The 26946-nt window shown below is 61.0% G+C and carries 22 protein-coding genes and 1 pseudogene; 16 read left to right on the forward strand and 7 right to left on the reverse strand.

All coding sequences use genetic code 11. The features are described 5' to 3' along the window. Nucleotides 1–20: 20 nt before the first annotated feature. Entirely contained in the window at nucleotides 21–755 is a 735-nt protein-coding gene (locus BFX80_RS09255) for a DUF1826 domain-containing protein (RefSeq protein ID WP_084208677.1), read from the reverse strand. Nucleotides 756–1021: 266 nt separating this feature from the next. Between BFX80_RS09255 and BFX80_RS09260 the strand changes: the two genes are divergently transcribed. The 9 genes from BFX80_RS09260 to BFX80_RS09300 all read left to right on the forward strand — a co-directional run bounded on the left by BFX80_RS09260 (nucleotide 1022) and on the right by BFX80_RS09300 (nucleotide 8086). Next, the gene (locus BFX80_RS09260) at nucleotides 1022–1489 is read left to right on the forward strand and encodes a Fur family transcriptional regulator (protein ID WP_084208678.1); all 468 of its coding nucleotides are present in this window, start codon (nucleotides 1022–1024) and stop codon (nucleotides 1487–1489) included. A 59-nt stretch (nucleotides 1490–1548) separates the two neighbouring features. Next, nucleotides 1549–2886, forward strand: a complete 1338-nt coding sequence (locus tag BFX80_RS09265) for a dihydroorotase (protein WP_077376398.1) — start codon at nucleotides 1549–1551, stop codon at nucleotides 2884–2886. 77 nt (nucleotides 2887–2963) lie between these two features. After that, entirely contained in the window at nucleotides 2964–4106 is a 1143-nt protein-coding gene (locus BFX80_RS09270; RefSeq protein WP_084208679.1) for a metal ABC transporter solute-binding protein, Zn/Mn family, read from the forward strand. A 112-nt stretch (nucleotides 4107–4218) separates the two neighbouring features. Beyond that, on the forward strand, nucleotides 4219–5049 hold the full coding sequence (locus BFX80_RS09275; RefSeq protein WP_077376403.1) for a metal ABC transporter ATP-binding protein: 831 nt from the start codon (nucleotides 4219–4221) through the stop codon (nucleotides 5047–5049). Nucleotides 5050–5127: 78 nt separating this feature from the next. Beyond that, nucleotides 5128–5952, forward strand: coding sequence for a metal ABC transporter permease (locus BFX80_RS09280; RefSeq protein ID WP_077376406.1), 825 nt, complete (start codon nucleotides 5128–5130; stop codon nucleotides 5950–5952). Nucleotides 5953–6075: 123 nt separating this feature from the next. Beyond that, the gene (hisI, locus tag BFX80_RS09285; protein ID WP_373996124.1) at nucleotides 6076–6522 is read left to right on the forward strand and encodes a phosphoribosyl-AMP cyclohydrolase; all 447 of its coding nucleotides are present in this window, start codon (nucleotides 6076–6078) and stop codon (nucleotides 6520–6522) included. A 67-nt stretch (nucleotides 6523–6589) separates the two neighbouring features. Next, a complete protein-coding gene (yidD, locus tag BFX80_RS09290) occupies nucleotides 6590–6865 on the forward strand; it encodes a membrane protein insertion efficiency factor YidD (RefSeq protein ID WP_205632688.1) in 276 nt (91 codons plus the stop codon). A 112-nt stretch (nucleotides 6866–6977) separates the two neighbouring features. Continuing rightward, nucleotides 6978–7379 carry an MbcA/ParS/Xre antitoxin family protein gene (locus BFX80_RS09295; RefSeq protein ID WP_084209711.1) on the forward strand — a complete coding sequence of 134 codons (402 nt, stop codon included), beginning with the start codon at nucleotides 6978–6980 and terminating at the stop codon, nucleotides 7377–7379. Continuing rightward, nucleotides 7376–8086: an RES family NAD+ phosphorylase gene (locus BFX80_RS09300; RefSeq protein WP_240499520.1), complete on the forward strand. Its 711-nt coding sequence runs from the start codon at nucleotides 7376–7378 to the stop codon at nucleotides 8084–8086. Before BFX80_RS09295 ends, BFX80_RS09300 begins: the two co-directional genes overlap by 4 nt. 156 nt (nucleotides 8087–8242) lie before the next feature. Here BFX80_RS09300 and BFX80_RS09305 read toward each other — a convergent pair whose 3' ends face one another. Both BFX80_RS09305 and BFX80_RS09310 read right to left on the reverse strand, forming a co-directional pair. Beyond that, on the reverse strand, nucleotides 8243–8674 hold the full coding sequence (locus BFX80_RS09305; protein WP_084208681.1) for a SufE family protein: 432 nt from the start codon (nucleotides 8672–8674) through the stop codon (nucleotides 8243–8245). A gap of 112 nt (nucleotides 8675–8786) precedes the next feature. Then, nucleotides 8787–10055: a tyrosine-type recombinase/integrase gene (locus BFX80_RS09310; RefSeq protein ID WP_240499521.1), complete on the reverse strand. Its 1269-nt coding sequence runs from the start codon at nucleotides 10053–10055 to the stop codon at nucleotides 8787–8789. Nucleotides 10056–10383: 328 nt separating this feature from the next. On the opposite strand from BFX80_RS09310, the gene BFX80_RS09315 reads away from it, so the two are divergent. Continuing rightward, nucleotides 10384–11349 (forward strand): DNA-binding protein, encoded by a 966-nt coding sequence (locus BFX80_RS09315; RefSeq protein ID WP_084208682.1) that lies wholly within the window; start codon nucleotides 10384–10386, stop codon nucleotides 11347–11349. A 143-nt stretch (nucleotides 11350–11492) separates the two neighbouring features. Here the strand turns inward: BFX80_RS09315 and BFX80_RS09320 are convergent, their stop codons facing one another. The 4 genes and pseudogenes from BFX80_RS09320 to gorA form a co-directional block, all read right to left on the reverse strand. Next, entirely contained in the window at nucleotides 11493–12893 is a 1401-nt protein-coding gene (locus tag BFX80_RS09320) for a PhoH family protein (RefSeq protein ID WP_084208683.1), read from the reverse strand. A 421-nt stretch (nucleotides 12894–13314) separates the two neighbouring features. After that, nucleotides 13315–15896 (reverse strand): annotated as a pseudogene (locus tag BFX80_RS18300) (TRAP transporter permease). Nucleotides 15897–16358: 462 nt separating this feature from the next. Beyond that, a complete protein-coding gene (locus tag BFX80_RS09330; protein WP_217622094.1) occupies nucleotides 16359–17342 on the reverse strand; it encodes a TAXI family TRAP transporter solute-binding subunit in 984 nt (327 codons plus the stop codon). Between the two features lie 406 nt (nucleotides 17343–17748). After that, a complete protein-coding gene (gorA, locus tag BFX80_RS09335; RefSeq protein ID WP_240499522.1) occupies nucleotides 17749–19137 on the reverse strand; it encodes a glutathione-disulfide reductase in 1389 nt (462 codons plus the stop codon). 278 nt (nucleotides 19138–19415) lie between these two features. Here gorA and can point away from each other — a divergent pair, with 278 nt between their 5' ends. From can to BFX80_RS09365, 6 genes are all read left to right on the forward strand, one after another. After that, nucleotides 19416–20072 carry a carbonate dehydratase gene (gene can, locus BFX80_RS09340; protein ID WP_084208684.1) on the forward strand — a complete coding sequence of 219 codons (657 nt, stop codon included), beginning with the start codon at nucleotides 19416–19418 and terminating at the stop codon, nucleotides 20070–20072. Nucleotides 20073–20807: 735 nt separating this feature from the next. Further along, a complete protein-coding gene (locus BFX80_RS09345; RefSeq protein WP_084208685.1) occupies nucleotides 20808–22403 on the forward strand; it encodes an ABC transporter substrate-binding protein in 1596 nt (531 codons plus the stop codon). Between the two features lie 324 nt (nucleotides 22404–22727). Beyond that, the gene (locus tag BFX80_RS09350) at nucleotides 22728–23774 is read left to right on the forward strand and encodes an ABC transporter permease (RefSeq protein WP_077376432.1); all 1047 of its coding nucleotides are present in this window, start codon (nucleotides 22728–22730) and stop codon (nucleotides 23772–23774) included. Next, nucleotides 23771–24751 (forward strand): ABC transporter permease, encoded by a 981-nt coding sequence (locus BFX80_RS09355; protein WP_077376435.1) that lies wholly within the window; start codon nucleotides 23771–23773, stop codon nucleotides 24749–24751. Before BFX80_RS09350 ends, BFX80_RS09355 begins: the two co-directional genes overlap by 4 nt. Before the next feature lie 20 nt (nucleotides 24752–24771). Next, the gene (locus BFX80_RS09360; protein WP_084208686.1) at nucleotides 24772–25803 is read left to right on the forward strand and encodes an ABC transporter ATP-binding protein; all 1032 of its coding nucleotides are present in this window, start codon (nucleotides 24772–24774) and stop codon (nucleotides 25801–25803) included. Continuing rightward, on the forward strand, nucleotides 25800–26867 hold the full coding sequence (locus tag BFX80_RS09365; protein ID WP_077376441.1) for an ABC transporter ATP-binding protein: 1068 nt from the start codon (nucleotides 25800–25802) through the stop codon (nucleotides 26865–26867). The genes BFX80_RS09360 and BFX80_RS09365 overlap by 4 nt, the downstream gene beginning before the upstream one ends. Nucleotides 26868–26946 lie beyond the last annotated feature (79 nt).

Genomic DNA, 26946 nt, shown 5'->3' on the forward strand with positions numbered 1-26946 from the left:
GCGTTCGCGGGACGAGATCCTCAACCGGGGTCCATGCTCAGCATCAGACGGCTACCGGTCGGCACGACTGGCGAGCGATGGATCAGGCCATGCCCCTCATTGCCGGGCCAGCATTCTCCCTTGAGCAAGGCCAGGCTTCCCGGGCGCAGCTCCCGGATCTGTTCCGGGTCCCGACAGATGTCCCGGTGTCCGACAACGCCATGCCCCAGAGCCAGGCGATCGGCGGCCTGCTCCGGCAACCATTGCGTTCCGGGGCCCTCATAGGTCGTCACCAACCGGACCGGAATGCGATCCACATGAAAGCGTGGGCACATGGCGCTCTGGGTCATTTCCAGCCGCATGCCGATATCCTGCACGTCGAACAGCTCGCCGATGGCCTCTCCCAGCACATAGATATCCTCTATCAGCGCAGCCCCGGCATCCGGTGCGGGAAGGTAGCGCTCCAGCGCCTCACGCAGGTCATTGATAGGCCCGCGCCAGCGCATGCGCAGCGGGTAGGCACCCGAGGACTGAGCCTTGACCGCCATTTTCAATGCCGCATCGATGCGGCGCTGCATCACGGCCAGCGTCACCTCCGGGCGAAAGATCTCCCCGAGATCCAGCGCCTGCTCGCCGATGTGCCAGTGTGGTGTTGCCGAATCTTTCGAACCGCTCGCCGTGACAGCTGACTGGGCCAGCCTGCCGCCCTTCGCAGGCCGGGAAGCCGATGGTGTGTCATGAGAAGTGATCGGAGTGATCGGAGTGATCGAGTGCATGGTAAGCGCCTCGGTGGGTAGGCAAGAGGGAAATCACGCTCGTTATTGTTATGTTATAACATGTCTTTGCTGTGCAGTGACAACACTCTACCTTGCCGCTATCTGACAAGCCTGAGTCTGCATATGGCCCGAGACCGCCCAAATGCCCTAGAATAAGAGTCTGTTCATTGAGGTAACACGCTGATCTGATTCACTCTCAACGTGTCACTGGCCTCTCGTCATCCCGGATTCTCGATCCTCAGAATTCCCGACACCCAGGATTCTTCATGCCCGAGCAACTTTCGCTGATCGACCAGGCTGAACGCCAATGCCTGAAGCGTGGCGTGCGTTTCACCCCGATCCGGCGACGTGTGCTGGAATTGATCGCCAACAGTCATGGCGCACTCAAGGCATACGACCTTTTGGATCAGCTTGCCAAGGAACACGGTGCCGCCCGCCCGCCCACGATCTATCGCGCGCTGGATTTCCTGATCGAACAAGGCCTCGTCCATCGCATCGAATCGCTCAATGCCTTCCTTGCCTGCCACTGTCCCGAGCATCAGCACGGCTTCCAGCTGCTGATCTGTCGTGGTTGCGGGAGAGTCGAGGAGATGCACGACGATGATCTTGGCACTCGCCTTCTCGCCAGTGCAGATCGCCATGGTTTCACGATCGAACGCCAGACTGTCGAACTTGAGGGGCGTTGCCAGAAATGCGCCTCTCAGGTCGCTGACATGGTAGAAACCGCTCAGTGAATGGCGCTTGCGAGCGCTTTTGATACGATATAACATTTGCTTCCCACGGAGGACGTCACATGCTGGACATCCGCATTTCGCAGGCACAGGTCGTCAATGAAGGCACCATTTCCACTCTGGATGTGGGCATCAAGGACGGGCGTATCCATGCCATCGGCAGTGATCTCTCACATCTGGACGCGCGTGAAGTGATCGATGCTGCCGGCCGCCATCTGCTGCCGGGCATGATTGATGATCAGGTGCATTTCCGTGAGCCCGGCCTGACCGCCAAGGGCAATATCGCCACCGAGTCGGCCGCCGCCGTCGCCGGGGGCATCACGACCTTCTTCGACATGCCCAACGTCAAGCCGGCAACCCTGGACAGCGATGCGCTGGAGGCCAAGTTTGCCGTGGCGGCGGGTCGTGCGCATGCCAACCACGCCTTCTATCTGGGTGCCAGCAACGACAACCTGGAAGCGATCAAGACGCTGGATCCGAATCAGACCTGCGGCATCAAGATCTTCATGGGTGCCTCGACCGGCAACATGCTGGTCGATGATCCGGAGATTCTCGAAGGTATCTTCAAGCATGCTCCGACGCCCATCGTCACGCATTGCGAAGACACTCCGATGATTCTGGAGAACGAGGCGCGCTGGCGTGAGCGTTTCGGGGAAGACGTGCCCTTCTCCGAGCACGGTCTGATCCGTTCTCGCGAGGCCTGCATCAAGAGCTCACGCCTGGCGATCGACCTGGCCACTCGCAACGGAACCCAGCTGCATGTCCTGCACCTGACCACCGCTGAAGAGATGGCGCTGTTCAAGCCGGGCCCGATGGCTGGCAAGCAGATCACCGCAGAGGTCTGCGCGCATCACCTGTGGTTCAGCGATGCCGATTACGACACGCGTGGCAGCCTGATCAAGTGCAACCCGGCCGTGAAGACCGCCGAAGACCGTGCCGCCCTGCGTGCCGCCGTGATGGATGGTCGCATCGACATCATTGCCACTGACCACGCGCCGCATACCTGGGAAGAGAAGCAGAACCCCTACTTCAAGGCGCCTTCCGGTCTGCCGCTGGTGCAGCATGCCCTGCTGTCACTGCTGGATCAGGTTCAGGACGGCATCTATGACCTGGAAACCCTGGTGCAGAAGACCAGCCACAACGTCGCGGATCGCTTCTCCATCGTCGATCGCGGCTATATCCGTGAAGGTGCGTTCGCGGATCTCGTGCTGGTCGACCTGAATGGCGAGACCAGCGTCACCCGTGACAACGTGCTCTACAAGTGTGGCTGGAGCCCCTTCGATGGCGTGACCTTCAAGGCACGCATCGATGCGACCTTCGTCAATGGCGTGAAAGCCTATGACGGCAAGACCGTCAACCCGGTGGCCAACGGCCAGCGTCTCTCGTTCAACCGCGGCTGATGGCGGTCCTGGCGTGTCGATCTTCGGCACGCCTTGCCCGCATCATGCCGTGATCACTATCAGAAGGAAGTGGTGTCATGAGTATGCATGCGGGCTCTCCCCTGGCCTCTCGCCAAGTGTTCTGCGAAAAGCTGCTGTCCCGGATCCAGCGCACGCTGGGTTCGCGGGCTGCGCGTAGCCTGCCGTTGAGCGTGCTGGGTGCGCTTGCCGTTCTGGCGGCCCCCAACGCGCAAGCCGAAGACAGTGCGCCACTGCATGTCGCCGTCAGCGTGCCGCCTATCGAGTGGATGGTCGATCAGCTGGCCGGGGATCATGTCGAGATCACGACGCTGGTCAAACCGGGCAACAGCCCGCACACCTATGATCCGACCCCTCGCCAGGTGGCCGAGTTGTCGACGGTTCCCCTCTATCTCGCCATCGGCGTACCCTTCGAGCAGGTCTGGTTGCCGCGTCTCGAGAAGAACAATGCCGAGATGCAGGTCGTGCATCTGGAAGAGGGTCTCAACACGCGCCATTTCGGCAGTGAAGACGCTCATCATCATGATCACGGCTCCGACCATGACGAGCACGCGGGCCATGATGAGCATGAAGACCACGCAGACCATGCAGAGCATGACGAGCACGGCCATGAAGACCACGCAGATCATGACGAGCATGGCCATCAAGACCACGCGGATCATGACGAGCACGCGGGCCATGATGAGCATGAAGACCTCGGCGAAGCCGACCCTCATCTCTGGCTGGATCCGCAGCGAATGCAGACCGTCGTCGAGCGCACTGCCAAGGTATTGGAAGCCCAGCTGCCTGAACATGCCGGTGAAATCGATGCCAATGAGCAGCGGCTGCTCAAGACCCTGAATGCGCTGGACACGCAGATCGCGCAGGCGCTGGCACCTTACAAGGGTCGCAACTTCCTGATCTTCCACCCCAGCTTCGGCTACTTCGCGGATCGCTACTCACTCGCGCAGCATGCCATTGAAGTCAGTGGTCGTGAGCCTACACCACGCGAGATGGCCACTCTGGTCACGCGTGCCAAGGATGAGAACATCGGCACCATCTTCGTCTCGGGACAATTCTCCCAGACGGCCGCCAAGCGCATCGCCAGCTCGCTGGATGCCGAAGTCGCCGTGCTGGACCCGTTGGCCGAGGACTATCTCGAGAATCTAAAGCGTGCCACCGAAGCACTGAAAGCAGGCTTCGAGCGGACCGACAGTCAGTAATTTCTGGCCAGGTATTGCGCATGCGGCATGATCTTGCACAATGCTCTGCCCCATAAAAAAGTCAGACGGGCGCTCACGCGCCCGTCTGCGTTGCAAAGAGGTACCTCTCGTCATGGCCAGCCCCATCTCCGTCGCGCGCCGGCGCCCGGACAGCCATCCGGATGCACCAGCCACCGGGCGCAGTGTCGGTCCGGTATTTCGCCCGGTACCGGCGGATGCGCCGGATGCCATCGATATTCGCGGCGTGACCTTTCGCTATGGTGAGCAGGTCATTCTCGACGATGTCGACTTCCAGGTCGGCGCCCGCGAGATCGTGGGGCTGATCGGCCCCAATGGAGGCGGCAAGAGCACCTTGCTCAAGCTGGTGCTTGGCCTTCACAAACCGGCAGCTGGGTGTGTCCGCGTGCTGGGGCGCACTCCCCAATCTGCCGCACGCCATATCGGCTATGTGCCACAGTTCGCCAATTTCGTGAAGCGCTTCCCGATCCGCGTGGAAGACGTCGTGCTGATGGGACGCCAGGGACGCAAGCGTCAATGGGGCCCCTGGCCACGCGCGGATCGTGAGGCGATCGGTGCGGTGCTGGAGGAAGTCGGTATCGGTCATCTGCGCCGTCGGCATATCGATGCCCTCTCCGGCGGTCAGCTGCAGCGTGTCCTGATAGCCCGGGCACTGGCGGCCGAGCCGCAATTGCTGTTGCTGGATGAGCCCACCGCGAGCGTCGACAGCGATGGTGAGCGTTCATTGTTCGAGCTGTTCAATCGGCTGGCCAATCGCATGAGCGTCGTGGTGATCAGTCATGATCTCGGCTTCATCAGTGATTATGTCGATCGGGTGGCCTGCCTCAACCGCAAGATGATCGTCCATGACACCGAGACGCTGACCGCCGAATCGATCGAGCGGCTCTACGGTGAACACGTCCAGATGATTCATCACCATCATTGATACGGTGGCCCGTGACAGGCTGCCTGGCGGGTTTCATTTCTTTCACGGCGCCTGCCCCGCGCTCTAGGCTTACAACACATGAATTTCATCACCGCCCTGGGCAGCCAGGACTTTCTTCAGAACGCCCTCTTCGCCGGCCTGTTGGCAAGCCTCGCGGCGGGCCTGGTCGGCCCCTATGTCGTGGTACGCCGCATCGGCTATCTGGCAGGCGGCATCGCCCACACGGTGCTTGCCGGCATGGGGATCGCCTACTTCATGGGGGCCAGCCCGCTCGTCGGTGCGTTCATCAGTGCCATCCTCGCGGCATTGCTGATCGGCTATATCAGCCTCAAGGGGTTTGACCAGGAAGACACCGTCATCGGTGCGCTGTGGGCCATCGGCATGGCCACCGGCATCCTCTTCATCAGTCAGACACCGGGCTACAAGGTCGATCTGATGAGCTATCTGTTCGGCAATCTGCTGCTGGTGCCCGCGGACGCCATCGGCACCCTGGCCTGGATGGTGGGTGGGCTGGCACTGGTGCTGCTGGTCGTGCACCGTCCACTGACGGCCGTGATCTTCGATGAAGAGTTCGCTCGCCTGCGAGGAGTGCCGGTCAAGACGCTCTATCTGCTGTTGCTGGTGCTGGTCGCCATTACCGTGGTGCTGTTGCTGCAGGCCGTCGGGCTGATCATGGTGCTGGCATTGCTGTCACTGCCAGCCGCGCTGGCCGGCCATCATGCGCGCTCACTGGGCATGATGATCGTGATCGCGAGTCTGGCGGCCATGGCCTTCACCACCGGTGGTCTGGCGCTTTCCTGGCAGTTCGATCTGCCTGCCGGTGCCACCATCGTACTGGTGGCGGGGATCGCCTATCTGGTCTCGCTGATCTGGCGTAGCGCCCGTGGCGGTCTGCGCCGCTGAGTCGCGGCTTGTTACACTGAGACTTCTTGAGATCTGGCCTCCGAACCGAAACGCTGCAACCTGCGCAGTGAACGTCGCGACGGGGCCAGTCTTCGATACAGCTTCTGCAAGGATATGGATTCAATGGCACAGGATGGACTGCTCAAGTCGCTGGAAAATGCACAGGTCGGCGAAAAGGTCGCGCTGGACACCCTGATGGCTGCCCTGCCGTGGAATGGCGACGGGTTGATTCCTGCCATCGCCCAGCAGCATGACAGCGGCGAGATACTGATGATGGCGTGGATGAATGCCGAGGCGTTGCGCGAGACGCTGACCACGGGACGCGTGTGCTACTTCTCGCGCTCGCGCAGCAAGCTGTGGCGCAAGGGCGAAAGCTCCGGTCAGCAGCAGCATCTGGTCAGCACCCACCTTGACTGCGACGGTGACACCCTGCTGGTCAAGGTCGATCAGACCGGCCCTGCCTGCCATACCGGACGCAAGAGCTGCTTCTACTGGCGCCTTGACGCCGAAGGCGCAGAGATCACCGATGCACCGATCATTGATCCCGACACGCTGTATGGCAACGCCTGAGTCAGGTCAACGAGACCCCGATTCCCGCCCTGCTCGCGGCTCGCTGTCGCGCGCTATGACGGCTGGCATGACGCGCCTGCTCACCGGCCTGCTGCGCGGCTATCAGCTGGTGCTCAGCCCGCTGCTGGGGCCGCGTTGTCGCTTCTATCCCAGCTGCTCCAGTTATGGCCTCGAGGCCATCAAGGTGCATGGGCCGCTCAAGGGGTGCTGGCTGACAGCCAGACGCCTGTCACGCTGCCATCCCCTCGGTGGCCCCGGAGGAGTGGACCCCGTGCCGCCACGCAAGGAGTCATCGTCAGACTGCTGCGCGGGCAATGACCGCGACTCAGGCCCCACGCCCTGATGGTGTCGCACGCTCCTGCGAGCTGATTTACGCATGTGAAGTGAAGTCGTGATATACTTCACATGTGAAAGGCGTCATGTGCGATGCCATCGTCAGTCAGCAGGAGAGCACCATGCCCACCGCAACCGCCATCGATCGTGTGTCCCCGACCAGCCCCAGCGCGGGTCGCGTTGCCCTCAAGTCTTTCTTCAACATCATGGAGAAATGGCAATGCAGCGCTGCCGATCAACGCGTGCTGCTCGGCGGCATCGGCACCACCACCTATCACAAGTACCGCAAGCTGCCGGAAGTCCGCCTGCCCAATGACACCCTGGAGCGTATCTCCTACGTGATGGGGATTCACAAGGCGTTGCGCATCCTGTTCAGCAACACGCCTGAAATGGCCCATGAATGGGTGCGCCGCCCCAATCGTGCCGCTCCCTTCAATGGACAGAGCGCGCTCGACTACATGCTGGCCGGGCAGGTGGTGTCACTGGCCGACACCCGTCGTTATCTCGACGGAGTGCGTGGATGAGCATGAGCGCCCTGCCCCAACCTGCCCTGACACTGCCGGACTGGCAGAACGCCTGGCGCGTCATCTCCAGCGCCTTCCCGCCCATCTCGGTGTTCGAGGATATTCTCGAGCCTGATGAGCTGGAGATGGCGTTTGCCATCGAGGCGCTGACCAATGATCGTCTGCGCGAGGAGGCCGGCGAGCTGAACCGTGTCGCACCCGAGGATCGCATCAGCGGGCCGGGCTCCACACCGGTGATGGCGGCCTTCACGCACATCGGCCGCGCATCACGTTTCACCGATGGCAGCTTCGGTGTCTACTACTGCGCCAGTAGCCTGGACACCGCCATCAGCGAAACCCGCTTTCACATGGCACGCTTTCTGGCCGATACCGCGCAACCCAGCCAGGAAATGACGATGCGCAGTTACGTCAATCGCGTGACGCAACCCTTGCACGACATTCGCCAGGGATACGCCGAGCTATGCCAGCCGGACACGGCCAGCTACCCGGCCGGCCAGGCTTTCGCGGCAAAGATGAGAGATACCGGCAGCCATGGTCTGCTCTACCCCAGCGTCCGCCATGCCAAGGTTGAGCCCGATGCCGAATGCGCGGCCATCCTGCGTCCACCGGCGGTCAGCATCCCCATTCAGGGCCCCCACCTGCGCTACGTCTGGGATGGTCAGCAACAGGCCATGACGCATGTGCTGGAGGTCAAGGAGCACCGCTGAGCCTGTGACGACACTGCGAACCTCCCGCTGGGTCCAGTCAGCGCGTCATTGCAATGACAATCGCAATGCCAAAGACGCCCGCCAGGCCTCTCGAGACATCTCGATCGGCATGGCGGGCGTCTTGGTTATCGTCAGGCCTCTTTTCTCGCCAGGGGGTCAGGCGTTGGCGTGCAGCTCGGCAACACCGTAGATGCGCTTGAGCATTGCATGCAGACCATTGGAGCGTGTCGGCGACAGGTGCTTGTCGAGGCCAAGCTCAGCGAGGAAGGTCGGCTGAGTGGCGACGATTTCCTGCGGCGTCCGGTCGTTGTAGATGCGCAGCACCACGGCGATCAGGCCTGCCACGATGGCCGCATCCGAGGTGGCCTGGAAGTGCAGACGCTGCTCGCTGCCTTCACCACGTACGTCAGGATGAATCCAGACGTTGGACTGGCAGCCGTCGATCTTGGTCTCAGGCCCCTTCAACTCTTCCGGGTATTCCGGCAGCGCCTTGCCCATGTCGATGATGTACTGATAGCGGTCCATCCAATTGTCGAAGAAGCTGAATTCCTCGACCAGTTCCGCCTGCGCTTGTTGCGCGTCGCTCATGCTGACTCCCGATGATGTCACTGAAGAGTGTCTGAAAATATGCTGTCGGCCATGATAACGCCTGACTCCGACGGACGCACGGGAGGCGTGAAGCCTGGCGCCATGCCAGCAGTCACGCCTCCTCCTCACGGGTAGCCGTCGTCGTCGCCAGCGAGTGCCTTGCCATCTGCTGCTGCCACTCGCCGTCTTCGGCATGCAGGTAGCGAGAGGTGGTATCCAGCCGTGAGTGTCTGGCGGAGCGAGACAGGAAACGCAGCTCTACCCCGGCCTGTGCCTGATGGGTAATGGCGGTGTGACGCAGCCAGTGCGGGCTTGCCTGGTCGAGCGTGCGTGCCATCAGCTCGCTGGCGTCGCCGGGGCGCTCCGTTCGCTGGCGCATGTCGTGGGCGGCCTGGGTAAACGTCTGCTTGATCAACCGGTAGAGCTGATTGTCGCCCAGAGGGGTCGTGCCATCCAACCGCGCGAGCAGGGGCAGTGACTCATCAGCGGGCAGTGCCTGCGGCAAGTCACTCAGTCCACGCAGGCGTCGCCAGCGCACCAGGGCCTCGAGCATCGGGGGCGGCAGCGGGATCTCGGCCAGCTTGGCGCCCTTGCCTATCACTCGCCACCACCACTGTCCTTCCCGCTTGATGATATCCCCCATTATCGCGGCGGCCATCTCGGCGATACGCGGCGCCATCAGGTAGGCAAACGCGAACAGAAACCGCTGGCGCTCCGCGATGAATCGCTCCCGCGACACCTCGCGCTCGAGAGAGGCGCTGCCGGCTGTCGGTACGTGACAACGCACCGCATCACAGCGCGCCTCGATACGCCCCCACAACCAATCCCATAGCGGACGCTCCAGATAGCGCTCGATGCGCAGCGTGCGATTGTCCATGCGCCGCTTGTCGCGCATCAGCCGGAAAGGATTGCGCGCCAGATAGCCGGCCTCGATCAACCAGGCATAAAGCCCCTGCAGGATCACCAGACTCTGCCGGCGGCTGGCCGGAGCCAGCGGCCCGCGAAAGGGTCGCCACTCGGGGTGCCTGCGGGCACGCACACTGCCAACCCAGACCTCCGCTGGCTGAGGATTGGCCAGAAAGGCCTCGAAGTGCTCGAGCCGCTCACGATCCAGACTTGCCAGGGCGGCGCCTCTCCCCTGCTCACCTTCCGCCCTTAGCCACAGAAGCAGACGCTCTGCTTCCTTGCGATAGGCGCGCAGGGTCTGCGGGCTGTGGCGATATTCATTGAGCCACGCCGCCACGGCCTCAATGTCCGTCTGCGCCTTGATGAGTGCAGCGTCGCCACTCTGCGTGACGGCTGCAGTGCTGGTGGTATTGGCCAGCTCGCCCTCAAGGCGCCCGATCAACGCGGTCATGCCACCGTGTGCGCCCTTCTCCACTGTCTCGACTCCTGTCGCGTTGCCTGAGGGCTGATTGTGACGTTACGGCCATGATAATTCAAGATAAGGCGCGTAATCATGAATTATGACCACCAAGGGTAACGTAAATTACGTATTACGTAATATGTAATTACCTTTATCCCAAGCAGACGAGCCGCTACAATGACGCTAATCGGCCAGAAGTCTGCCTAAAGGGGAGCCCGCGAGAGCACAGGGAAGATTTCTTGTGCATATCACGCAGAATCCTGACCAATGGAGTGGTAGTGAACGTCACTTCGTGGCGTAATGGCCGCTGAGCATCAACTTCAGAATACGGACGGAGATTCCCATGGCGCGCATTGGCGTCCAGTACGAGGATGTACAACGAGCGATAGAATCCTTGATGGCACGTGGTGAAGCGCCCAGCGTGCAGAAGATTCGGGAAGTGCTGGGGACCGGCAGCTTCACCACCATCAGCGATCATCTGCGCGAATGGCGCCAACGTCGCGCCGAGAAACGTGATGAGCCTCTGACCCAGGCGATGCCGGATAGTCTGACGGAGACACTGGCCACGGTATGGAGTGAAGCCCAGTCTCTGGCCAACGAGAGCCTGGCGCACTATCGGCAGGAAGCTGACCGCCAGGCCGAGGCAGCCCGTGAGGCCGAGGCACAGTCACAGCGGCGCGCAGAGGATGCGGAGCAGCGGCTCAGTGCACTCACGGAGCAACTGGCGGGAGTACAGGCGCGTCTCGAGGAGCGCGTGCAGACACTGGCGACCTTGACCAGTGAGCGCGAACAATGGCAGCAATTGCAGGAGAAGCTCGAGAAGCGCCTGACGCTTGCCCAGGAAGATGTCACCGCACTCGAGCGGACACGCGAGCATGACCATGAGCGCCATCAGCAGCTGGTGCAGCAACAGGAAAGCGAATTCAAGGAGCGCCTGGCGCAGGAAGAGTCTCGTCACGAGGCCAGTGAGACGCGCCTGATGAAGCTGCTCGATGATGCGCGCCTGGAGAAGCAGGAGCTGGACAAGCAGCATCGCCGCCGCCACGAGCAGCTCGAGAAGCGCGTGGAACGCCTGGATGCCCAGACGGCGGAGCAGCGGAAGTTGCTTCAGGAAGAGGAACGTCGTCGCTTCGAGGAAACCACGCTACGACAGCAGCGCGATGTGGAGCTAAAGGATCTGCGCTCTCAGCTGGAGCAGTCCATGGCGGAACAATCTCGTCTGGAGGCACAGCTGAGCCAGATCACGCATGAAAACAAGTTGCTCAAGGAGCGCCTGGCCTTCGCGCCGCTTCCTCCCTTTGTGTGTTGATGTTCCTGCAACGTCTGCTGAGGTTGCTGCAACACTCACACCAATGAAAGACGCCACCCTCAAGGGTGGCGTTTCGTTTTGAGGATGGCGCGTTCCCGCACCTCAGGATTCACGTCACACCATGCTTACCGCTGTCGAGAAATCTACAGCAGTTCTTCCGCCACCAGTGCCAGACGCGAACGCTCGACACACTTGAGCGTGACGTGACCGGCATGCGGCCAATTGGCGAAGCGTTGCACTGCCACCGCGAGACCACAGGTATTGGCCGTCAGATAGGGCGTATCGATCTGCCCGACATTGCCCAGCAGCACGACCTTGGTGTTGGCACCAGCCCGGGTCAACAGCCCTTTCAATTGTTTCGGTGTCAGGTTCTGGGCCTCATCGATGATCAGGAAGGTGTCGCTGAGGGTTCGCCCCCGCATGAAGGACGGCGAGCGAATCTGGACACGGTTGCCAATCCAGGCACGGGTGGCCTCCTCGTTCCACGCGCTGGTGCCCTCGCCTTCCTTGCGCAGCAGATTGTCCATGTTGTCGTGGAAGGCGCCCATCCACGGCGACATCTTCTCTTCCTCGGTCCCGGGGAGAAAGCCGATCTCTTCCCCCATGGCGATCGGCGCGCGCGTGAAGATGATACGTTCGAAGCGTTTCTTCTCCAGAGTCTGCTCAAATGCCGCCGCCAGGGTCATGTAGGTCTTGCCTGTCCCGGCACTCCCGGCAATCGAGACCATGTCGACGCTCTCATCCATCAACAGATTGAGCGCGAAATTCTGGCGACTGTCATGGGCATTGACGCCCCAGGCGCTACGCTCGTTGCGGAAATCCTGCAATACCTCAAGGCAGGCGTGATCATTGTCCAGCTCGCGCACGATGGCCTCGAAGCTGGCACCACGATCACAATCCGCGATCAACATTCCCGGATACCAGTCCTTGGGCATCTGGCCGGCGAGGGTGTAGAAGGTGCGATGATTCTCGCGACTGACGGTGACATCCACCTGCAGGTCATCCCATACGCCCTGACCGTCAGGCCCAGCCTCGTGATAGAGCTTCACGCCCTCGATCATGGCATCGCTGTCACTGAAGGCGCGATCCGTCAGATAGTCCTCGACGGCCATACCCAGTGCCGCTGCCTTGATGCGCAGATTGATGTCCTTGGTCACCAGGATGACGGATGCATCCTGACTGCGCGCCGCGAGACTGCGTGTCTCGGCAAGAATGCGGTTGTCGGCGCTTGCCTCGCTCTGATCGATGCTACCGGAGAGAAAATGAAGATTGCCGGCGCCATTCAACGAGCCCGGCAGTGGAATACCGCGCAGAATCTCCTGTAGTGTGATGTCGGCGGTGAGATCAGACAGGGTGCGACTGATCTGGCGAGCAGTGTGGGCAATTTCCTTGTGGCCATTCTTGTGCTTGTCCAGCTCCTCCAGCACCGTCATCGGAATGACGACATCGTGCTCGTCAAACTGGAAGATGGCGGAGGGGTCGTGTATCAGCACGTTGGTATCGAGGACGTACAGACGACGGGACTGCTTCTCGACTCTTACCATTGGCGACATGCCTTCCGTTGGGGTGTGCCCTTTGAAGCTATCACGCTGAATATGTCGAGGATGTTTCAATTTGGCGCTCGATTTCACGCACAGGGTGCTGACAGGTCACGCAACGCAGGCGCATAATCTGTCCCCGGCTCTGCTGGCCGCACTCTCATCTGCTGTTCGTCACGGCCATGTTGCCGGCCTTCCTGCCGAGCATCTCGTGCAGCCATGAGCACGCAGCCACTGGACTCTCTCCACTTTTCATTTGCCAGATTTCATTTGCCAGACATCCCCTGCCGCAGATCGTCAGACAACCGCGTCGCCAGGAGCGCTGCGGAAGGACAGATGAAAAAAACCGCCCCTGACGATGTCAGGGGCGGTTTTTCATTGGCGGGTGCGCAATGTCACGGGTCTCGATCGTTCAGACCCCGAAGCATCAGGCAGTGACGCTTTCGCGACGGCGACGGCGCACCTGCAACCAGCCGATCAACCACAACAGCACGATGGCTGGCAGCATCGCGATTTCCTTCGGCGGACGTTCAGCGGTCTGCTGGATGCCATCGATGGTGAAATCGAAATCGATACCGGCCTGCTGTGCCACGCTACCGTATTCCACCATGCTGACCAGCACCTGCTTGTCGCTGATATCCAGCGTCAGACCGACATCGCTCAGGCGCGCTTCGCCACTGTCGGCATCCGACACCGGCAGCAGCACGGTCTTGGAGACCTCATCGCCATCCAGATTGATGCCTGACACATGAATCGGCAGCTTGCTGTCGACCGGTGCCTCCTCCATCAGGGTCTCGATCTGCTGCGGAGCCGCCATGATGACTGGCGGATAGACCATGTCCCACCAATAGCCCGGACGGAACAACGTGAAGGTGATCAGCAGAAGACCGATGGTCTCGTACCAGCGGGTACGCGTCAGCCAATAACCTTGCGTGGCCGCCGCGAAGACCAGCATCGCCGCGACCGCCGAGGCGATGGTGATCGCCAGATGCCAGTAGCTATCGATGTTCATCAGCAACAGGTTGGTGTTGAAGATGAACATGAAGGGCAGGATCGCGGTGCGGATGTCATAGGTGAAGCCCTGGATACCGGTCTTGATCGGGTCTGACTTGGCGATGGCCGCCGCCGCGAAGGCGGCCAGACCCACCGGTGGCGTGTCATCTGCCAGTATCCCGAAGTAGAACACGAACAGGTGCACGGCGATCAGCGGCACGATCAGGCCGTTCTCGGCGCCCAGATTGACGATGACCGGCGCCATCAGCGTGGAGACCACGATGTAGTTGGCCGTGGTGGGAAGCCCCATGCCCAGAATCAGACTGATCACGGCAGTGAAGATCAGGATCAGCATCAGGTTGCCTGCCGAGATGAACTCGACGAATGCCGTCATCTTGAGCCCGAGCCCGGTCAGAGTCACGGTACCGACCACGATACCGGCCGCCGCCGTGGCGACACCGATCCCGATCATGTTCTTGGCACCGATGACCAGACCATGGAACAGGTCCTCACCGCCACGCTGGGTTGCCCCCCCAGGTTGCCTTCCTTGCGGAAGATCGCGACCAATGGGCGTTGGGTCACGGTGATGAAGATCATGAACAGCACCGCCCAGAAGGCGGAAAGCCCCGGCGACATGCGCTCGACGGTCAGACACCATACCAGCACCACGACCGGCAGCAGGAAATAGAGACCGACCTTGACCGTCGGGCCCACCGGCGGCAATTCATCGATGTCCCCTTCCTCCAGCGGAGGGAAGCAGGCGGAATAGGCGATCAGGCCGACATAGGACGCCAGCAGCAGCGGCAGCACGATATAGACCGCACCATCACCCGCCAGACCCTTGATCCAGCCGATACCGTAATAGACCACCAGCGTGAGCACGCCCATGCCGATGAAGACGGTCAGGAAGGTCAGCATCGAAGCCATCAGGCTGGTCTTGTGCGTCCGCTTGAGGCCTTCCATGCCGGCCTTGCACGCTTCCAGGTGCACGATGTAGATCAGCGCGATATAGGAGATCAGTGCAGGCAACAAGGCATGCTTGATGACATCCAGATAGGGGATGCCGACATATTCCACCATCAGGAAGGCGGCAGCGCCCATGATCGGAGGTGTCAGCTGGCCGTTGGTGGAGGCTGCCACCTCGACGGCGCCTGCCTTGGTGCCAGGGAAGCCGACCTTCTTCATCAACGGGATGGTGAAGGTCCCGGTGGTCACGACGTTGGCGATGGAAGAGCCGGAAATGATCCCCGACAGGCCAGACGCCACCACGGCAGCCTTGGCTGGTCCGCCACGCATGTGACCGAGCATCGAGAAGGCCATGCGGATGAAGTAGTTGCCGGCACCGGCGCGTTCAAGCAAGGCGCCGAACAGCACGAACAGGAAGACGAAGTCGGTGGAGACACCCAGCGCGACACCGAAGACCCCTTCCGTGGTCAGCCACTGATGCCCGAGAAGCTTGTTGAGACTGGCCCCGGCATGCGCGATGACATCGGGCATGTAGGCGCCAAACAGACTGTAGAGCAGGAAGACGGTGGCGACGACCGCAAGCGGCGGCCCGAGCGCGCGACGGGTCGCCTCCAGCAGCAACAGGAGGCCGATGCCCGAGAACACGAGGTCCGTCGTGGTATAGGCACCCGCTCGTCGCGCCAGTTCGTCACTGAAGATGAGCACGTAGGCCACGCCTGCCACGGCGAATATCGCCAACGCCCAGTCATACAGAGGAATACGATTGGCGGGCGCGCCCTTGTAAGCGGGATAGGCCACGAACGCCAGCGAGATGGCGAAGCAGAGATGGACGGCTCGCGCGGTGTCGGAGTTCAGCAGCGACAAGGGCGAGGCGTGATAGAGCTGGAAAAGAGACCAGGCAAGCGGGATCAACCACATGAAATGGCGCCCCACGAAGCCTTCCGGATGACGCCCGCCGACCTCCGATTCGAGCATCTTCTGCACTTCTGCATCATGATCCGTCTCGGCGCCAGGCGCAGAGGACGGCGGTGAAGATTGAGTTTTGGTCATTTTTTATGATCCGATCAACGCGAGTCAGGCGATGACTGGCAGGCATCATCAGGAAACGGCATCTACGTCTACCCGCCATGTTCCCGACCCAGGATGACGCTGCACAGCCACATGCTTATCAAGCAGGTTACATCTTCAGTATGTCCGGCCTGACGGATGTTTCCATTAATTGGCTGAATCAGGACGATATTTCCTGACTCAGCGCCGAGCGACGCTCGGGGTACCACCTTTCCCACCTGCTCACCGCTCAGACCGACAGGGATGGATCATGCGCCTTGCTGCATCACCAGACCCGCCGGCGGCAGCCATCCATTGGCCATGCAGGAGCTGCGACTCATGAGGACGACGAGTCACGAAGGTGAGGTCTCTACAACGGTTCCTGCACAAGCACGGAGACCGCAACATGTGCGGTCTCCGTGGTGAAGCCTGATCAGCCTGCGACAGGCAAGCGAGTCAACCGCATCACTCGCTCAGCAGGCCCGCTTCCTTGTAGTACTGCTTGGCGCCATCGTGCAGCGGAGCTGTCAGCGATGCACTGACCATCTCTTCCTTGTTCAGCACCTGGAAGGCCGGGTGCAGACGCTGGAACTGATCGAAGTTGTCGAACACGGCCTTGACCACCTCGTAGGCGACACGATCTTCCACTTCGGTGCTGGACACGATGGTGGCGCGCACCCCGAAGGTGGTGACGTCGTCGTCGTTACCGCGATACATGCCGCCCGGGATGGTGGCGACCGAGAAGTACGGCTTCTCGTCGACCAGCTTGGTGACCGCGTCGCCGGTGACGTTGACCAGAGTCGCGTCACAGGTGGTGGTGGCTTCCTTGATGGAACCGGACGGGTGACCCACGACATAGACGTAGCCGTCGATCTTGTTGTCGCACAGCGCGGAGGACATCTCAGAAGCCTTGAGCTCGGATGCCACCGAGTAGACGCTGGTGTCCTTGTCCTGGGAAGACAGCAGGGTGTCGATGGTGGAGCGCTGACCGGAACCCGGGTTGCCGATGTTCATGCGCTTGCCTTCCAGCTGATCGAACTCGGTCACGCCACTGTCCTTGCGGGCAACGACGGTGAACGGTTCCGGGTGCAGGGAGAACAGGGAGCGCAGTTCCTTGTTGGGGCCGAAGTCCGCGAAGTCACCCTCGCCTTCATAGGCGTTGTAGTGGGCATCTGACTGAGCGACGCCCATGTCCAGCTCACCGGTACGAATGCTGTTCAGGTTGTAGCCTGAACCACCCGTGGACTCGACGCTGCAACGAATGCCGTGTTCCGCCTTGCCACGATTCACGAGGCGGCAGATGGCACCACCGGCCGGATAGTAGACGCCGGTGACACCGCCGGTGCCGATGGTCACGAAGGTCTGCTCCGCGGCGCTGGCGCCACCGGAGATCCCCATCAGGCCAAGACCTGCGGTCGCGACCGCCGCTGTCAACGACTTCTTGATCATGGTCATCTTGAAACTCCCTTTGCTGGCTTGTTATTGGTGTTGCCGTCTTGCATCCCGGCTGAATACTGCGAAGGTGACAACCTGATCACCGCATTGCATGACAAGGTTGATATTTCAGCAACTTGTGGATGCTCGACGCTGAGATGAGATTAGCATAGCTGATGTCTCTGGTACGTAACGGAAAAGCTTTATGCTACGAAAGGTGTATGCGCTGGCAAGATCATGTGGTGACCTGAACTGGCAGACAAGAAATTCACTGGTCAAGCGCCCTTCGCGCATAAAAAAACGCCCCGCGGTGATGCCGCGAGGCGTTTTTTCAAGCTGGCGATCGCTGACGAGTGTCAACGAATGGTAACGCTGCCCATGGAATAGCCCAGAGCTTCCTCACCGTCGCCTGCATGGGGCGTCAAGTGCGGGTCACGCTGCGCATGGTCACGAATTCTTCGGCAGCGGTCGGGTGGATACCGACCGTCAGGTCGAAGTCGGTCTTGGTCAAGCCAGCACGTACGGCAATGCCGATGCCCTGCATGATCTCGCCTGCCTCATCCCCCACCATGTGGACGCCGACGACCTTGTCGGTTGCATCATCGACGATCAGCTTCATCAGACTGCGCTCGTCACTGCCGGACAGCGTGTGCTTCATCGGGCGGAAATCGGCGGTGTAGACACGGATGCTGTCGAACTTCTCGCGCGCCGCTTCCTCGCTGAGGCCGACGGTGCCGATGTTGGGGTGACAGAACACCGCCGTCGCGATGGTGTCGTAATCCAGGCCACCGACCACGCCATCACCGAAGTGTGCGCGAACCAGATGCATGGCCTCTTCCAGCGCAACCGGCGTGAGTTCCGGCCCGCCGGTGATGTCACCGAGTGCCAGGATGGAAGGCGTGGTGGTCTCGAAGCGCTCATTGACGCGCACGGTACCGTCGGCATTCAGCTCGACATCGACATTCTCGAGCCCGAGACCATCGATGTTCGGCTTGCGACCGGTCGCGGCGAGAATGCAGTCGACTTCCAGCACCTGGCCATCGCTGAGGCTGACCTGATAGACATCGCCCTGCTTGTCGATGGACTGCACGGTGGTGTTGAAGTGCAGGTTGACGCCCTTCTTGACCATCTCGTCACGCGTGAAGGCACGCACTTCATCGTCAAAGCCCCGCAGGAACAGCTCGCCGCGATAGCTCAGATGCGCCTCGGCTCCCAGGCCATTGAAGATGCTGGCGAACTCGACGGCGATGTAGCCGCCGCCAATGACGAAGAAGCGCTTGGGGAACTGCTCGAGATCGAAGATGCGGTTGGAGTCCAGCGCATGCTCACGGCCCGGGAAGTCCGGCAGGAAAGGCCAGCCACCGGTGGCCACCAGAATCTTCGCGGCGGTATAGCGCTTGCCGTTGACTTCGACGGTGTTGGCATCGGCGATCGTGGCACGGCCGTCGATCAGCGTGGTGCCGGAGTTGTTGAGCATGTTGCGGTAGATGCCGTTCAGGCGCGTGATCTCGGCGGTCTTGCGATCTCGCAGAGTGGCCCAGTCAAACCGGGGAGCCTCGCCGATGTTCCAACCGAAACCTGCGCTGTCCTTGAAGGAATCATGGTAGTGAGCCGCATAGGAGTAGAGCTTCTTCGGCACGCAACCCACGTTGACGCAGGTGCCGCCGAGATAGCGATCTTCCGCGACGGCAACGCGTGCACCGGTGGCTGCGGCAGTACGCGCTGCACGCACACCGCCGGAACCGGCGCCAATGACGAACAGGTCGAAGTCAAACTGGCCTGTCACAGGCTGTTGGGTCTGATCGGACACGGGAATCTCCTTGATGAATTGGCCACATGGTATCAGGAGTCATGCCCCTCGGCAGCCCCATGACGTGGGCCGCGGTCATCCGCCATCGTGACTGCTGGTTGACCCTGCAGGTCATCGCGCGGTAAAAATACCAATGATGTTAGACAAAAGTTACAACATGCGCCGCTCACGATGGCCTGCGATGTTGACATATTGCATTGCAGAGGGCCTGGCGGCGGCAAGCATGTCTGTACAACATCTTCCCCTGCCCCGTCATCCTGATAAGTGGTCCCCTCGCCATGAGCAATATTGAAAAGCTGTTGGAGCAGAACAAGGTCTGGGCCGAGTCCATGACCGAGCGTGATCCTGACTTCTTCAAGCGACTCTCCGACCAGCAGAATCCGGACTATCTGTGGATCGGCTGTTCCGACTCACGCGTCCCCGCCAACCAGATCATCGATCTCCCGCCGGGTGAAGTCTTCGTTCACCGCAACGTCGCCAACCTGATTCACTACAACGACATGAATGCGTTGTCAGTGATCCAGTACGCCGTGGATGTCCTCAAGGTCGAGCACATCATGATCGTCGGCCATTACGGTTGTGGTGGTGTACGCGCTGCCATCACCGGCGGGGACAACGGCATGGTGGACTACTGGCTGCACAGTCTGCGCGAGCTCTACAACCTGCATCACGCCGAGCTCAAGGACTTGCCGCTGGACGAACAGGTCGACCGCATGTGTGAGCTGAATGCGCGTTCTCAGGTACAGAACCTGGCGCGCACCAAGATCCTCCAGCGTGCCTGGGAGCGCGGTCAGAATCTGCAGATCCATGGTTGGGTCTATGGCCTCTCGGATGGTCGCGTCAACAACCTGGAGTGCACCATCAGCGGTCTCTCCCAGGTGCCGAACCTCTATCGGGTTGATCGCCTGACGCCTGTCGCCGGCAGCAATGAGTAAGTGAAATGAGTAAGTGAGCAGGCGCACCCTGCTCTGCCTCCACGCCTGAGGCTTCTCGGCTCGTCAGCGGTGCGCCACCCACACGCCTTCCTTTCGGGAGGCGTGTCACGTTGCAGCGTTGATTTCGGGTGTATGACGCCCGCGAGACTGCGCACAACGACTAGACCTTAGTCGCGAATCAAGCCTCGCACCAGAACGGTGCACCTCATCGTTTCCTTCCAGGCAATCTCGGATTCCTCGTCCGGGAACACCGCCTCGTCAAGAATTTCCCCGCCGTCATCTCCGCAAGACAGGCTCCGTCGTCTGCCCGACTCGCGAGAGGACACGATGGCGTGGCTCTCTTGCCACCTTTCGATGAGCCAGGATGCATATCGCCATCAAGCCATTGAATTGAATAAGAATATCCCTTCAACCGCCTTTGTCGGGATGCCATCACCACTCACGCTCTCCCCACGTGACGCCGGCAAGAGACTTAACCAACCGTCCTGAACGACACTTGCCATCGTCCAACGAACGCCATGCAAGACGCCCTTGCCTCGTGATGCACCAGCAACGTGTGTGTTGCGCTTTTGTCGACACCGCTATTCACGGCCTGAATCTGGCTAGTCAACATTTCGATTGTCTCTGTGCGGCGTGTCTCACTACTGTGAAAGCGCATCCTTGCGTGTCGCCCTGAGGGAGACAATGCGAAGAGAGCCACAAGAACAACCAAACATCACAAGCAAAGGGAAGCTCATGACCCGTCAGAATGCCTTCCAGTCCCTCTTCCAAAAGAAGACCCTGTGCGCGCTGATCGGCAGCGCGACATTGGCCATGGCGACACCAGCCCTGGCCGAAGATGTCACCTTGCGCATGGCCTACGACGCAGACCCGGTCACGCTCGATATCCACGAGCAACTCTCCGGCGGCACTCTGCAGCTGTCGCACATGGTCTATGACCCGCTGATTCGCTGGAACAAGGACCTGGGCTTCGATGGCCGTCTGGCCAAGAGCTGGGAGCGTGTCGATGACAACACCATGCGCTTCCATCTGCGCGAAGGCGTCAAGTTCCATTCCGGCAATGACTTCTCCGCCAAGGATGTGGTCTGGACCATCGAGCGCCTCAAGAAGAGTGCTGACTTCAAGGCCATCTTCGCACCGTTCACTGACGTCAAGGCAGTGGATGACTACACCGTGGATCTGGTAACCGACAAGCCCTTCCCGCTGGTGCTGAATGCCGCGACCTACATCTTCCCGATGGACAGCAAGTTCTATTCCGGCGAGACCGAAGACGGCAAGGCCAAGGATGAGATCGCCAAGGCCGCCAACACCTTCGCCTCACGCAACGAGTCCGGTACCGGCCCCTACAAGGTCACTGACCGTCAGCAGGGCGTGAAGATCAGCTTCGAACGCTTCGAGGATTACTGGGATACCGAATCCCCGGGCAATGTCGACGACATCGTGCTGACGCCGATCAAGGAAAACGCCACCCGTGTCGCGGCGCTGCTCTCCGGCGACATGGACTTCATCGCGCCGGTACCGCCGACCGATCTGGAACGCATCCGCAAGCAGGATGGCGTGCACCTGGTCGAGATGGGCGGCACCCGCATCATCACCTTCCAGATGAACCAGGAACGTGTCGAAGCCTTCAAGGACAAGCGTGTCCGTCAGGCGGTCAACTACGCCATCAATCAGGAAGGCATCGCCCAGAAGCTGATGAAGGGCTTCGCGACCCCCGCCGCCCAGATGTCGCCGGATGGCTATCAGGGCCACAATCCTGAGCTGACACCGCGCTATGACGTGGCCAAGGCCAAGGAGCTGATGAAGGAAGCCGGTTACGAGGATGGCTTCGAGATCAGCATGATGGCGCCCAACAACCGCTATGTGAACGACGCCAAGATCGCTCAGGCCGTCGCCTCGATGCTGGCCAAGATCAACATTACGGTAGATCTCAAGACCCTGCCCAAGGCCCAGTACTGGCCGGAATATGATGCACGTGCGGCCGACATGATGATGATCGGCTGGCACTCGGATACCGAAGACAGCGCCAACTTCTTCGAATTCCTGACCTTCTGCCCGGATGCCGACAGCGGTGTCGGTCAGTACAATTCCGGCAACTACTGCAACCCGGACGTCGACAAGATGGTCACCGAGGCCAACCTGGAGACCGACACCGAGAAGCGCGCCAAGATGTTGCAGGCTGCCGAGAAAGCCGTCTACGACGATGCCGGCTTCGTGCCGCTGCACTGGCAGAACCTTGCCTGGGGCGCGCGTGATGGCGTCAACATCGAGCCGGTCCTCAACGTGATGAACTTCCCGTACCTGGGTGATCTGGTCATCGACCAGGACTGATCCCACGCCGTGAGTGAGTGACAGGCACTGAACCGTCTTGCATCGTCCAGTGTCATGTTCCTGGCCACGCACCCCTCGCGACAGGCAAGTCAGGCAACCGGAGATAGGCAACGTGAGCTCTCTGGTTGCCCTGCTTGGCTGAAGGCGACGACTTACCCCCGCCTGTTCCTTCCCCTTGGTCATCGCCTCTCGGTGATGGGTTGGGGAGCCTGTGCCCGATGACAGGCCAGCGACAGGCGGGACTCCTGACACCCAGCGCGATTGGCCAGCCAGACCAGGCCGCCGCGCGCGAGACCGTGATGTTCACGAGGAAGGTGGCGATCCATGATTGCCTTTCTGATCAAACGCCTGATGCACGCCGTACTGGTCATGTTCGTGATCAGCATCATCAGCTTCGCCATTCAGGACAACCTGGGCGACCCGCTGCGCGAGATGACCGGCCAGGCCGTGTCAGAAGCCCAGCGTGAAGTCATGCGCGATGAAATGGGGCTCAACGACCCCTTCATCACCCAATATCTGCGTTTTGCCGGCAATGCCCTGCAAGGGGATCTCGGCACCTCGTATTTCTACAAGCAGCCAGCGACCGAGGTGATTCTCAAGCACCTGCCCGCCACGCTGGAACTGGTGATGGCCTCGAGCCTGATCATCATCCTGCTCTCTGCCCCCATCGGCGTGTTCGCGGCGATCCGCCCACGCAACTGGCTGTCACGCCTGTTCATGGGCACCTCGATCATCGGGATCTCGGTGCCGGTGTTCCTGACCGCCATCGTGTTGATCCAGCTGTTCGCGATCGGCGTCACGGTGGACTGGTTCCCCGGTGATACCCCCTGGGGCAGTGTGCTGAACGGCATGCTCTCCACCGATGGCGGCATGCCTTCCTACGGGCGGGGTGAGCTGGTCCATGTGGCAGGCCCCTGGTCCAGCGGCTTCTTCACCGCCGATGGCCTCTGGCATCTGGTACTGCCGGCCATCTCGCTGGCCTCGATCATGCTGCCGCTGTTCATCCGCCTGATTCGCGCCGAGATGATGGAGGTCCTGCAGTCGGACTACATCAAGTTCGCACGTGCCAAGGGGATCGGCCTCAAGCGCATCTACTTCCTGCACGCACTGAAGAACACCATGCTGCCGGTGATCACCGTCGGCGGCGTGCAGATCGGCACCATGGTGGCCTACACCATCCTGACCGAGACCGTCTTCCAGTGGCCGGGCATGGGCCTGATGTTCCTCGAGGCCATCACCCGCTCCGACATTCCGCTGATCGTGGCCTACCTGATGATGGTCGGCGTGATCTTCGTGATCACCAATACGCTCGTCGACCTGATCTACGGTCTGGTCAACCCCACCGTCAAGCTTGCGGGGAAATCGGCATGAGCCATTCCACTTCCGAGACCCATACGCCCGTCACTCCGAAGACCAGCTCCATCGCGGTTCCCGGACGCTGGCAGCGCTTCCGTGAGTCCTATCTGGTCTACAGCTTCAAGCGTGACTGGATGGCCCAGGCCTGCCTGCTGGTCTTCATCGCCATGGTGCTCGGGGCCTTTCTCGCCCCGTGGATCGCCCCGGCGGACCCCTATGACCTGGCCACCATCGACATCATGAACTCGGAGCTTCCGCCGGCGTGGATGGCGGGTGGTGATCCGGCCTTCCTGCTGGGCACCGATGCCCAGGGGCGAGATCTGCTCTCCACCATTCTGTACGGCACGCGCGTGTCGCTGCTGATCGGCTTCGGTGCCGTGATTCTGCAGGCGTTGCTCGGCGTGACCTTCGGGCTGCTGGCGGGCTATCTGGGGGGACGTGTCGATGCCTTCCTGATGCGCATGGCCGATATCCAGCTGTCGTTCTCGACCCTGATGGTGGCCATCGTGGTGGGTGCCATCATCAAGGCGACCTTCGGTGGCGCCGCCTTCTCGGACTATGCGCTGATCCTGCTGATCCTGATCATCGGGCTGGCGGAATGGCCCCAGTATGCGCGTACCGTCAGGGCGTCCGTGCTGGCGGAGAAGAGCAAGGAATATGTCGATGCCGCACGGGTGATGGGCTTCCGCTCCCGCCGCATCATGTTCCGCCATATTCTGCCCAATACCCTGTCGCCGATCTTCGTCATCTCCACCGTGCAGATCGCCAACGCGATCATCTCGGAGGCGGCGCTGTCCTTCCTCGGCCTCGGCATGCCGGAAACCCAGCCGTCACTGGGCTCACTGATCAAATCCGGCTTCGACTATCTGCAGTCAGGCAGCTGGTGGATCACGCTGATTCCCGGTGGCGTGCTGATTCTGCTGGTACTGGTGATCAATCTGCTGGGCGACTGGCTGCGTGACGTGATGAACCCCCGCCTCTACAAGGGCTGAAGCCGCGAGGAATCAAGACAATGGCATTACTTGAAGTCAACCACCTCGATGTCCGCTTCGCCATGCGAGGCGGCGAGGTCCGCGCCCTGCGCGACGTCAGTTTCACGCTGGAACGTGGCGAACGCCTGGGCATCGTGGGCGAGTCGGGGGCCGGCAAGTCGGTCGCCGCCTTCACCATCCTGAATCTGATCGCCAAGCCCGGCTACATCGCCGGCGGCGAGATCAAATTCGATGGCGAAGTGCTCAACACCATGAAGCCCAAGGCGATGCAATCGATTCGCGGCAATCGCATCTCGATGATCTTCCAGGACCCGATGATGACGCTGAATCCGGTGCTGACCATCGGCGAACAGATGATCGAGTGCTTGAAGGCGCACCGCCGCATCTCCAGCAAGGATGCGCGTGCCATCGCCCTGCACAAGCTCAATCAGGTCTTCATTCCCTCACCGGAAAAGCGTCTTGATCAGTACCCGCATGAGCTGTCCGGTGGCATGCGTCAGCGCATCATCATCGCCATCGCGTTGCTGCTGGACCCGGACATCATCGTCGCCGATGAGCCGACCACCGCACTGGATGTGACCATCCAGGCCGAGATCATGGAGCTGCTGTTGCTGCTGTGCGAGAAGCACAATGTCGGGCTGATCCTGATCACCCACGACCTGGGTGTCGTCAGCCAGGTGACCCAGCGCACCCTGGTGATGTATGCCGGCCGCGTGATCGAGCAGGGCCCGACCCGCGAGATCATCAATGATGCTCAGCCCCCCTATACCCAGGGGCTGATCAACGCCCTGCCCCAGATGGCCACGCCCGGTAGTCGCCTGAATCAGATTCGCGGCTCGATGCCCACGCTGACCAAGATTCCGGCTGGCTGCGCCTTCAATCCGCGCTGTGATTTCGCGGCGGATGTCTGTCATGAGCAGGTGCCCGCCTTCGTGGCATCCGGCAATTGCAAGGTGGCCTGCCACATGGTGCAGGCGATGGTGAAAGGAGAGTCGTGGACCCCGATCGTCACCGATGCCTCCCAGGCTCCCCGAACGGAGGTGAACGCATGAGTCAGGCCATTCTCACACCAGAGGAGCGTCTCGCCAGCGGGACAAGTGCCGCGCTCGGCGACACCCTGGTCGAGATCCGCGATCTCGAGAAACGTTTCTCGCTGTCCGGTGACTTCCTCGAACAGCTGACCTTCGAGAAGGGACGCCTGCGGCGCAAGCAGGAGTACGTGCATGCCATCAATGGCGTCACTCTCGACGTCAAGCGGGGCGAGGCGTTGTGTGTCGTCGGCGAGTCCGGCTGTGGCAAGTCGACGGTCGCACGTACCGTGATGGGGCTGCTCAAGCCCAGTGGCGGGGAGATACGGTTCGACGGGACACGTATCGATGACATGGCACCCAGGGACCTGCTGCCCTATCGCCGTCGCATGCAGATGATCTTCCAGAACCCCTATGCGTCGCTCAATCCCCGCATGACCATCCAGCAGACGCTGGAGGAGCCGCTGCGCTTCCACCAGCCGACACTGAAGGATGGTGAGATCCGCGACAAGATCGAGGAAGTGATGCGCTCGGTGGGGATCGACCCGGATTGGGGCAAGCGCTATGCCCACGAGTTCTCCGGTGGCCAGCGCCAGCGCATCTCGATTGCCCGCGCACTGGCGGTGGACCCCGAGTTCATCGTCGCCGATGAGCCGATCTCGGCACTGGATGTCTCGATTCAGGCTCAGGTGCTCAATCTGATGATGGATGCGCAGGAACAGCGGGATCTGACCTACCTGTTCATCACCCATGATCTTGCCGTGGTAGAGCACTTCGGGACACGTGTCGCCGTGATGTACCTGGGGACCCTGTGTGAGCTGGCGGACACTCGCTCGTTGTTCGCTCGCCCCAGACATCCCTACACCCAGGCACTGATGTCGGCGATACCGCGCCTGCATGATGACAAGCCCAATCACATCCGCCTGGAGGGTGAGGTGCCGACCCCGGTGAATCTGCCATCGGGCTGCGTCTTCCATGGCCGCTGCCCGCATGCCAATGAACGCTGCCGTCGGGAGATCCCGCGCTTGATCGCCATCGAGGGTGGTCAGGTGGCCTGCCATGCCGTCGAGGAAGGCAGAATCGACTGAGCAGGACACCTGCCCAGATGCCACTCCGTGGTGAGTCGCCCCGTGCCTCAGGGCCCGGCCCTCGGGGCACGGATGGCGA

The organism is Cobetia marina, from assembly GCF_001720485.1.
Taxonomy (GTDB): Bacteria; Pseudomonadota; Gammaproteobacteria; order Pseudomonadales; family Halomonadaceae; genus Cobetia; species Cobetia marina.

Coding starts and splice junctions, on each gene's coding strand:
- BFX80_RS09255 (WP_084208677.1), bottom strand. CDS start 755: ATGCACTCGATCACTCCGATCACTCCGATCACTTCTCATGACACACCA.
- BFX80_RS09260 (WP_084208678.1), top strand. CDS start 1,022: ATGCCCGAGCAACTTTCGCTGATCGACCAGGCTGAACGCCAATGCCTG.
- BFX80_RS09265 (WP_077376398.1), top strand. CDS start 1,549: ATGCTGGACATCCGCATTTCGCAGGCACAGGTCGTCAATGAAGGCACC.
- BFX80_RS09270 (WP_084208679.1), top strand. CDS start 2,964: ATGAGTATGCATGCGGGCTCTCCCCTGGCCTCTCGCCAAGTGTTCTGC.
- BFX80_RS09275 (WP_077376403.1), top strand. CDS start 4,219: ATGGCCAGCCCCATCTCCGTCGCGCGCCGGCGCCCGGACAGCCATCCG.
- BFX80_RS09280 (WP_077376406.1), top strand. CDS start 5,128: ATGAATTTCATCACCGCCCTGGGCAGCCAGGACTTTCTTCAGAACGCC.
- hisI (WP_373996124.1), top strand. CDS start 6,076: ATGGCACAGGATGGACTGCTCAAGTCGCTGGAAAATGCACAGGTCGGC.
- yidD (WP_205632688.1), top strand. CDS start 6,590: ATGACGCGCCTGCTCACCGGCCTGCTGCGCGGCTATCAGCTGGTGCTC.
- BFX80_RS09295 (WP_084209711.1), top strand. CDS start 6,978: ATGCCCACCGCAACCGCCATCGATCGTGTGTCCCCGACCAGCCCCAGC.
- BFX80_RS09300 (WP_240499520.1), top strand. CDS start 7,376: ATGAGCATGAGCGCCCTGCCCCAACCTGCCCTGACACTGCCGGACTGG.
- BFX80_RS09305 (WP_084208681.1), bottom strand. CDS start 8,674: ATGAGCGACGCGCAACAAGCGCAGGCGGAACTGGTCGAGGAATTCAGC.
- BFX80_RS09315 (WP_084208682.1), top strand. CDS start 10,384: ATGGCGCGCATTGGCGTCCAGTACGAGGATGTACAACGAGCGATAGAA.
- BFX80_RS09320 (WP_084208683.1), bottom strand. CDS start 12,893: ATGGTAAGAGTCGAGAAGCAGTCCCGTCGTCTGTACGTCCTCGATACC.
- BFX80_RS09330 (WP_217622094.1), bottom strand. CDS start 17,342: ATGATCAAGAAGTCGTTGACAGCGGCGGTCGCGACCGCAGGTCTTGGC.
- can (WP_084208684.1), top strand. CDS start 19,416: ATGAGCAATATTGAAAAGCTGTTGGAGCAGAACAAGGTCTGGGCCGAG.
- BFX80_RS09345 (WP_084208685.1), top strand. CDS start 20,808: ATGACCCGTCAGAATGCCTTCCAGTCCCTCTTCCAAAAGAAGACCCTG.
- BFX80_RS09350 (WP_077376432.1), top strand. CDS start 22,728: ATGATTGCCTTTCTGATCAAACGCCTGATGCACGCCGTACTGGTCATG.
- BFX80_RS09355 (WP_077376435.1), top strand. CDS start 23,771: ATGAGCCATTCCACTTCCGAGACCCATACGCCCGTCACTCCGAAGACC.
- BFX80_RS09360 (WP_084208686.1), top strand. CDS start 24,772: ATGGCATTACTTGAAGTCAACCACCTCGATGTCCGCTTCGCCATGCGA.
- BFX80_RS09365 (WP_077376441.1), top strand. CDS start 25,800: ATGAGTCAGGCCATTCTCACACCAGAGGAGCGTCTCGCCAGCGGGACA.